Origin of the sequence: Thauera linaloolentis 47Lol = DSM 12138 (assembly GCF_000310205.1) — a bacterium.
Taxonomy (GTDB): Bacteria; Pseudomonadota; Gammaproteobacteria; order Burkholderiales; family Rhodocyclaceae; genus Thauera; species Thauera linaloolentis.
In genome coordinates, this window is the sequence record NZ_AMXE01000111.1 from 1 (window position 1) to 8,549 (window position 8,549).

At 69.1% G+C, this 8,549-nt stretch carries 7 protein-coding genes; 1 reads left to right on the forward strand and 6 read right to left on the reverse strand.

Annotated elements, in window-relative coordinates; genetic code table 11:
- Window positions 1-90 precede the first annotated feature (90 nt).
- The 5 genes from C666_RS17515 to peaA all read right to left on the reverse strand — a co-directional run bounded on the left by C666_RS17515 (window position 91) and on the right by peaA (window position 6,066).
- Window positions 91-1,410 (reverse strand): alginate export family protein, encoded by a 1,320-nt coding sequence (locus C666_RS17515; RefSeq protein ID WP_004345625.1) that lies wholly within the window; start codon window positions 1,408-1,410, stop codon window positions 91-93.
- 96 nt (window positions 1,411-1,506) lie between these two features.
- On the reverse strand, window positions 1,507-2,643 hold the full coding sequence (gene peaD, locus C666_RS17520) for a quinohemoprotein amine dehydrogenase subunit beta (protein ID WP_004345628.1): 1,137 nt from the start codon (window positions 2,641-2,643) through the stop codon (window positions 1,507-1,509).
- Between the two features lie 10 nt (window positions 2,644-2,653).
- On the reverse strand, window positions 2,654-2,980 hold the full coding sequence (gene qhpC, locus C666_RS17525) for a quinohemoprotein amine dehydrogenase subunit gamma (RefSeq protein WP_004345631.1): 327 nt from the start codon (window positions 2,978-2,980) through the stop codon (window positions 2,654-2,656).
- The gene (peaB, locus tag C666_RS17530; RefSeq protein WP_004345635.1) at window positions 2,977-4,407 is read right to left on the reverse strand and encodes a quinohemoprotein amine dehydrogenase maturation protein; all 1,431 of its coding nucleotides are present in this window, start codon (window positions 4,405-4,407) and stop codon (window positions 2,977-2,979) included. The genes qhpC and peaB overlap by 4 nt, the downstream gene beginning before the upstream one ends.
- Before the next feature lie 69 nt (window positions 4,408-4,476).
- Complete coding sequence (gene peaA, locus C666_RS17535; RefSeq protein ID WP_004345637.1) at window positions 4,477-6,066, reverse strand: quinohemoprotein amine dehydrogenase subunit alpha; 1,590 nt, start codon at window positions 6,064-6,066, stop codon at window positions 4,477-4,479.
- A gap of 497 nt (window positions 6,067-6,563) precedes the next feature.
- On the opposite strand from peaA, the gene C666_RS17540 reads away from it, so the two are divergent.
- A complete protein-coding gene (locus C666_RS17540) occupies window positions 6,564-7,586 on the forward strand; it encodes a helix-turn-helix domain-containing protein (RefSeq protein WP_004345641.1) in 1,023 nt (340 codons plus the stop codon).
- A 48-nt stretch (window positions 7,587-7,634) separates the two neighbouring features.
- Here the strand turns inward: C666_RS17540 and qhpG are convergent.
- On the reverse strand, window positions 7,635-8,549 hold a 915-nt coding region (gene qhpG, locus C666_RS17545), incomplete at its 5' end, for a flavin-dependent monooxygenase QhpG (protein ID WP_004345644.1).

Genomic DNA, 8,549 nt, shown 5'->3' on the forward strand with positions numbered 1-8,549 from the left:
GACAGAAACCGCCGCGTCGCCTCGCTCACCGGCGCCTTCAGAGTGTCCATGTAGTCCTGCATGTCTCGTCTCCTTTCGTGTGTGGTCAGATCAGTAGTTGAAGATCAGCACCGCTTGCAGATACACGTTGCGCCTGTCGTTGCCCTGCAGGCTCTTCACGTCCTTGCCGCGCGGCTCGTAGAGGCCGAGCAGCGGCACGAAGGTGACGTTGTCGTTGATCTGCCAGAACGCGAACAGGTCGATCTCGCGCCCGTCCAGGTCGGCCGCGTCGCCGATCGAGCGGATGTCCCAGTACTGCAGCGTGACCGACAGGTCCTCGCGCGGCGCCAGCGTCAGCTCCAGGCGGTCGACCTTGTTGCCGCTGTTGGCCGGCCCGGCGTAGTTGGCCGCGACCTCGCCCTGGAACCAGGTGCCCAGCCCGCGGCTGAGGCCGAAGAACAGCGGATCGAAGGCTTCGTTGCGATCGGTCGAGGCCTTGTCGGCCGAGAAGCGCGCATGGCGGTAGTTCAGCGTCGGGCTCCAGGCGACGTCGGCGAAGGTCCAGCCACCCTCGACGAACCAGGCGTCGGCGTCGTTCTTGACCGCGGTGTCGCCGCCGCGCTGATCGACGTACTCGAAGGCCACGAACAGGTTGTCGACACCCAGGCTGCCCTGGCCGCGCAGGTTGGCGATGCGCATGCCGTCACGCTGGTCGAAGGCGCCCAGCCCGGCGCCGCGGTCGACGCCGAGCACCTTCATCCAGCTCAGGCCGAGCGTGCCGTGCGTCTCGGACACATATTCGAGGTTCAGCCCGCCCAGCTCGGTGTCCTGCTGGTAGGGGTTGTTCGACTTGAGCCAGAACGCATCGCCGCGCCACGGGCCGGCGGGGTCGACGCGCAGGATCGCGGTGTTGCCGAAGCTCTTCTTCGCCGCCAGGTAATAGGCGCCGCCGCGGTCGACGCGGATGCCCGGCCCTTCCAGCCCCTTGCCGAGGTTGACGCGGTCGGCGGCGATCAGGAAGCCGTCGCCGAGCTGGAACTGCTGGCGCCCGAACGAGAAGTCGAACACGCCGCCCGCGCTGCGCCAGCCGAGGTAGGCATCCTCCAGGTCGACGTCGCGCTCGCGCCCGGTCGTGTAGCCGCCGGCGTCGCCGTCGCCCCAGGTGCCCTGGGCGATGGCGCCCAGGCCGCCATACAGCTCGCCGTCGCCGGCGCGGGTGCTGCCGACCAGCACGCCATGGACGAAGGCTTCCCGCCACTTCCGGCCGCCTTCGCCGAGATAGTCCTCGCGAGTGGAAAAGGCGCCCGCCATGGCGTCGACCTTGAGCCCCAGCGAGCCCCGTTCGCCCTGGTAGAGCTCCCAGGCATGGGCCGGCCCCAGGGTGGCCAGCCCGGCGGCCAGCGCGGCCGCCACGTTCATCAGAATGCGCATTCCATCGTCTCCTCGATCATTTTCTTATCGGTGGTGAAGCCGTGCGGCGGGCAGGCCGCGCACGCCCCGTCCCGCCGCGGGAACGGGGCCGGCCCCTCAGCGCACGAACACCTGGCCCGTGCCGAGCGACATGTCGCCGCCCGGCAGTTGCACGTTGCCGAGCTTGGTCAGCGAATCCGCGTCGTAGATGGCGATGTCGTTGAAGGTGCCGGTGAGGTAGAGCCGGCTGCCGTCCTGGTTGGTGAGCAAGGTGTAGTAGGTGTGGTCCAGTTCCACCGCGTGCACCAGCTTCTGCTGCGCGATGTCGTACTTCGCCAGCCGGTGCAGCAGGCCGTAGATGACGTTGCGGTCCTTCGGCGAGCGCAGCCCGGTGAAGTAGATCTCGGTGAGCGGCCCGAACTCGCGCGCTTCGGCCTCGCCGGTCTTCAGGTTGACGTTGAGGTAGCCGTACTGGAACTCGGCCGTCGCCATGTCCTGCGTGCCGTCCTGGTATGCGGCCGTGGTGTAGAGGATGGTGAAGTCGCGCTGCGGCGTCTGCACCGGCCACACGTAGAGCACGTCGAGCGGCGCATGGGTGCTGCGGTTCCAGTCGCGGATCGGCAGCTTCACCTTCATGTCGCCGGTCTTCACGTCCACCGTGTACAGGTTCTGCCCGGCGAGGTAGAGCGTGCCGTCGGGCGCCGCCTGCATGATGGTGGACTGGCGCGGCGCGGGGAACACGCGCACCGGGCGGGCATTCAGCCCGGCGCCGGTGTCATAGACGGCGAAGCGCGGCTCGCCGACGCGGTAGTGGTCGCGGTTGATCGTGGTCGGATTCTGCACCGCATACAGTTCCTTGCCGTCGGCGCTGACGGTGAAGGAGGCGATGGACTTCGCGCGCTCGTTGTCGGCGAGCGACATCTCGGCGCGGAACGTGAGCTTGCAGGTATCCAGCTCGACGCCGTAGATCGTGCCGAAACGGTTGTTGAGGATGTAGGCGGTGCGCCGGTCGGGCGAGATCTGCGTCAGGCCAGGGCCGAAGGCGTCGGGCAGGGTGCAGGTCTTGTAGACGCTCGCCGCCGCCACGTCGACCACGTTCAGGTTGTTCGGGTAGTTCGCCACCATCAGGTACTCGCTGCCCGTCTTCAGGGCCAGCGACTCGTTGGCCGCCGCGGCCGGCGTCGCGCCGCCGGCGACACAGGCGGCCAGGGCCAGGCTGCGGCACAGCGCGCCGCCGATCGTCGTCTTCTTCATGTCTGCCCCCTTACAGCTTGTCGCCCGGGAACACCGAGCCGAGGTTGCGCCAGTCTTCGCGGGTGTTGGCCGCATCCTTGTTCCAGTCCGGGTAGGTGACCATCGTGTCCGGCACCTGGGCGGGCCACCAGCAGGGGTCGGCGCAGCCGTACAGATCGGACTCCATCGGCTGGCACAGCGAGGCCACGCCGCCGAAGGCATCGACTTCCCAGCCGGGGTCCACGGTCGCGGTGCAGCCGGCGATCGCGCTCATCGCCACCACTTCCTCGACGCGGTCCTCGCCCACGGCCTGCTCCAGCAGCTTCGCCTTGTTGTTGATTGCCTTCAGATGTTTCATGACGCCCTCCTCGGGGTAATGTGCTGTTCGATGAAGGCCGGGTTGCCGGCCATGATGCGGCTGTAGACTTCGATGCCGAAATCCACCCAGTCGCGCATCAGATCGCAGTAGTGATAGGTAGGATGCGTGGCGTCGCCGTAGCGTGCGTAGCTCTCGTGGTAGCAGCCGCCCGAGCACAGGTTGCGGATGCGGCAGCTCGCGCAGCCGGTGCCGGTCCGGTCCAGGCGCTGCGACAGGAAGTCGCCCAGTTGCTCGCGCTCGATGCCGTCCCTGACGTTGCCGAAAGTCGGCAGTTCGGAGCCGGTGAAGCGGTGGCACAGGTTCAGCTCGCCCTTGTGGTCGACCGCCAGCATCTTCAGCCCGGCGCCGCAGGGCAGCAGCTTCTTGTGGCCTTCGTGCATGTCGGTGATCAACTGGTGCATGTTCGAGAAGCCGATGTTGCGCCCCTCCAGCGCCGCCTCCAGGTAGCGCCGGCCGAGCCGCTTCATGCCGTCGAAGACCTCGGCCACTTCCTCGTTGCTCAGGTTGAAGGTGCTGACGTCGCCCGAGGTCACCGGCGCGAAGCCGACCTCGGCGAAGCCCAGCTCGTTGAACAGGTGGTCCCAGATGCGCTCGACCTCGGTGGTGCCGTGCGTCAGCGTCACGCGCGCGCCGACCGGCCGCGAGCTGTAGCGCGACAGCAGACGCTCGGCCTTGCGCCGCACGGTCTCGTAGGTGCCCTGGCCGCCGACCGTGAGCCGGTTGCGGTCGTGGATCGCCTTGGGGCCGTCGATGCTGATCGACAGGCCGAAGCGGTGGGCGTCGAGCCAATCGATGGTGTCGTTGGAGAGCAGCGTGGCGTTCGTCGTCATGACGAAATCGACCTGCTTGCCCAGGGCAGCGAAGCGTTCCTCGCAGTAGGCCACCACCTCCTTGATCAGCGGCAGGTTGCTGAGCGGCTCGCCACCGAAGAAGACCACGTTGTAGCGCGGCTCGTCGGGCGATTCGCGCAGCAGCAGCTCGATCGAGTCGCGCGCGGTGTCGAAGGCCATCTTGCGACCGGCGGACGGCTTGTCGAGGTCTTCCTTGTAGCAGTAGGTGCAGCTCAGGTTGCAGCCGGTATTGACGTTGAGCACCACCGTGGTCAGCGGAAAGCGCTCGAACACGTGCGCGGCGGCAGCAGCGCCGGCAGGGCGGCCGTCGTCGACCAGCTCCAGCGCCACCAGGTCGCGGATCGCCCCGGCCACGTCGTCGGCGTCGAACTCGGTGCGCAGGCCGTCGATCAGCGCCTCGGCGGTCAGGCTCTGGCGGCGGATGCGGTCGATCAATGCCTCGGTCAGCGGGTCGAGCGCGAACAGCGAACTGCTCGGGATGTGGAACAGCATGCGCGTGTCGTCGACGCGCAGCTCGTGCAGGTTGTGCTGCACCAGATTCAAGACGGCGCCCATGGGAGCCTCCTTTGTCGTCGGGATTGCGGGCGGCGGGCCGGGGCCCGCCGGAACGTCGAATGCGGCCGATCAGGGAATCGGCGGGTTGTTCCAGCGCTGCGGCGCAACGATCAACTGCCCTTCGCCGCGCAGCGCCTCGCCGCCCTGCATCACCTCGGCCACCACCTTCAGGTTGCCGACGTTGTTCGCCGACATCCGCCGCACCGGGTTGGGGCCGGCGTCGCCCGGCACGAAGACACCGGTGGCCTCGTCCATCAGCCCGGCGAACTTCACATCCTCGTCGCGCACCGCGACCTCGTCGAACGGCGCCACCGACCATTTGGCCGGCACCACGCCGATGCGGAAGTCGTCGCCGGTGCCCGGCTTGCCGTCCGGCCCCGCGTCCCAGGCCTCGGCGTCGAAGCGGGCCTCGACCTTGGCGGTCGAGGCGCCGTTGCCGCCGATGCGCGCCACCGCGTAGGCCGGCAGCACCTTGATCCCGGCGATGCTGCCGTACACCGCCAGGCTGCCGCCGCTGGCCGCGCCCACCGCCACCGGTTGCACGCCGCGCGCCGCCGCGTCCGCACGCACGCGCAGCACCACCTCATTGGCCGAACGCTGCACCGTCTGCAGCAGGCTCACGCCCTGCGGCAGGCCGATCTCGCCCGCGAGGTTCGAGCCGACGATGCGCAGCTCGCCCTCCTCGCCCGCCTTCAGGTAGGCCGGATGCACGGCCAGCACGCGCGGCTTGCCATCGCCCTGCAGGCTGGCGACGACGTCGGCGCCGACCTCGTCGTGGTCGCGCAGGAACATCCGCCCGCGCAGCACGCCGTCCTCCAGCGCAAACACCTGGCGCATCGGCGTGCCGTCGACGACCAGATCGGCGCGCCATTCGTAGCCGGTGTAGATCAGCGCCTGCCCCTTGCCCGCCATCGGCTTGCCGTCGTCCCAGCGGCCTTCGAAGCTCAGGGCGTGGATGTCCTTGCCCTTGCCGGCCGACACCTTCATCACGCCCGAGAAGCCGCCCCGGCCGGTCATGTGGCCGCTCAGGCTCCATACGCCCTCGACCGCCTGCGGCGCACGCATCTGCCACGCCTTCCAGGCTTCGGACTGCAGCGGCAGCTTGGCGGCCAGCTCGGGCACCATTTCCTTCAGCGCGATGCCCAGCCAGTCGCGGTCGCGGCCGAAGGCCTGGAACTCGGCGGTGGGGTACTGGCCGAGGTGGAAATGCACCAGATGCTCCCATTCCGACGCCGGGCGGCGCTGCAGCAGCACGCGCGCGCCGGAGTGGCAGCGCGCGCACATCTGCGTGAACTGCTCGGATTCGAACGCCTCCATGGTGTTCAGCCGGCGTTCGAGGACATAGCGCGCGCCCTCTGTCTCGGACGGCGCCAGCCCCTGGCTGTCGGCCAGATGCTTGACGACCGCGCGGCGCTCCTCGTCGGTGATCTTCAGGCCATGCACGATCTGCATGCGGGCGATCGACATCAGCCAGCCTTCGGGCGACTTGCGCTGGTCGGCGATGCGGCTGAAGCCCGCATCGGTTTCGGTGTGACAGGTCTGGCACTTCGTGCGCAGCACGGCTTCGGCGGAAGCAGCGGCGGCGGCCGGCGAGGACGCCAGCGCAAGGCCGACTGCAGCCACGCCGCTCATCGCGGCGGCAATTCTCTTGATCTTCAAGACCGGTCTCCTCTTGGTACCCGTGGATGAAGCCCCCTCCGGCACCGCGGCTCGGCCGCTTGCTGCGCGGAGGGCGCTGCCATGCTGCACAGGCCGAGGACGAATGCCGGCCGGTCCGCGAAAGGCGATCCGATCCTGAGTCTCCTCTCTGCCGGAGCGCGGCACGGGGCCGCCCTCCCGGCCCTTCTGCGAGGGCCTGCGCAACATCGACATCTACCACCCGCCTGTCCGATCGCTGTCGGCATCACGCGGGGGCTGGGCAAATCCTAGGCGCGGCAAGGCGATCTGCGTTAGCCCAAAACGGCAAGGCCGGCGCCGCGCCCCGGCTTGCACAACACGACCCTGCGTGCCATGCTGGACCAAGAGGCGCGCGAGCGAAGACCGCGCATGCCTTCGAACCCCGGAAACGGGGCACATAACGAAAAAAACGATCGCACATCGATCGAGTGAGGATGAGACATGTTCGCCACGCTGCACGCGCCGGGGAGGCGGGGGCAATGAGCGCGGCTGCCGGACCCGTGGAAACGCGCAGTGCAGCCCCGCCCTGTGATCCCCCCGCAAACCCGCCCTTTTCCTACACGCTGCGCGACACGCTGGACGCCGACGAGCACGCGGCCTGCCTGACGAACTGGCAGCAGCAGTACGACCAGCTCAGCGCCGGGCTTTTCGCCGGAGAGTTCGAGGAGTTCTGCTTCGGCAACGTGCAGTTGTTCCGCGAGGCGCTCAACCAGTCGGTGCATCAGGCCGGCATCGCCTGGCCGGGTTCGCGCACCGTCGCGGTGCCGATCGCCATCGAGGGCACGGGCTGGTTCGGCGGCGAAACCTATTCCGAAGACTCGATGCTGACGCTCGGCGGCAGCGACGAGCTCGATTTCCGCACCCCGCGCCGGCTCGAGATCGTCGCCTGTACGGCGGATACTGCGGCACTCAACACCTATGCGCTGCAGGTGGAGCACCGCGACCTCGAAGCCGAACTCGCCGGGCGCACGACGGTGCCGGCCAGCCCGCAGCAGATGGCGGATTTCGGCGCCCTGCTGTCGACCATGATGGCCAGCCTGCGCGCCACGCCGGACCTGCTGCGCCACGCGCAGATGCGCACGGCCATGGAACAGGCGCTGTTCGCCACGCTGCTCGACACGCTGCCGCCGGCACCGGCCTCGCCCAGCCTCGCGCCGTCCTGTAGGGCGCGCCAGTTCGTCGTCGCGCGGGCGCGCGAGTACATGGAGACGCACATCGACGAGCCGATCACCGTCGCCGACCTGTGCGTGAAGCTCGGCGTGTCGCGCCGCACGCTGCAATACAGCTTCCAGGACGTGCTCAACCTGAACCCGGTGAAGTTCCTGCGCGCGATCCGCCTCAACGCCGTGCGCCGCGCCCTGAAGCAGACCGCCGGCAGCGAACGCACGACCGTGGCCGACATCGCGGCGCGCTGGGGTTTCTGGCACCTGTCGCACTTCTCGGCCGAATACAAGGCCATGTTCGGCGAGCTTCCGTCGGAAACCCTGCGCCGCGCCGGTTGATATTCAATAAATTTATTCACCCATTAGCCCAAATCGGCAATCCGGGCCTCAGGAAATCCATCCCTGCGCACGCATCCAGCCCGCGATTCGTGCCGCGGCCTCACCGTCGAGGCCGTCCAGCCCCTGCAGAACGCTCTCGGCGGGGCGCGCCGGCGCCGCCCTCAGCGCCCTCAGCAAGGGGGCGAGGGCCACGCCCTCCAGATGCCACACGCCCAGCGGCTGGTCGGGCGTGACGACGACCTCTTCCTCGGTGATCCTGCCATGGGCGACCACCGACCGGCGGACGATGTCCACCGACGCCGGCGTCACCTCGGCATGCAGCGGCGCGCCATCGGGCCAGCCGCGCCGCGCCGCCCAGAACGGCGAATCCGTCCATTGGTGCTCGGCGGCGTAGAAATCGCGCCCGATGCGGGCGAAGCGGTAGAACAGGTGCTCGATGCGCTGCTGGTGGAACTGGCGCGCCAGGGCCGCGCGCGCCGGATCGTGGCGCAGCGTCGCCACCACCGCCGGCGCCTGCAGCGCCGACGACAAGGCCTGGAAGATACCGTTGCCCGACAAGGGATCGACCGCCATCGCCGCGTCGCCGACGCGGATCCAGTCGCCGCCGGCCAGCACTTCGTTGAGCACCGGCGTGCTGGTCCGCGCATGCGGTTCGCCGACCGGCTCGGCGTCGCGCAGGAAGGGTTCGGCGGCGGCGATCTCGCGCAGGCGCGCGGCGCAGTATCCGGCCAGCGCCTTCTTCGGCGGCAGCGCGGCACTGCGCACGTCCAGCGTCAGTTGCAGGTAGCGCCGGCCGTCGGCCAGCGCCGCCATCCACGCCCAGCCGTCCCCGCAGCTCTGCACCGCCGAATGCGCCAGGCCCGGCGGCCCTTGCCAATACTGCAGCAGCGACACCGTTTCGGCGCCGCGCACGCGCGGCAGCCCGCCGCCCGGCGCGGCGCGGCCGCGGGCCTCGACGACGAA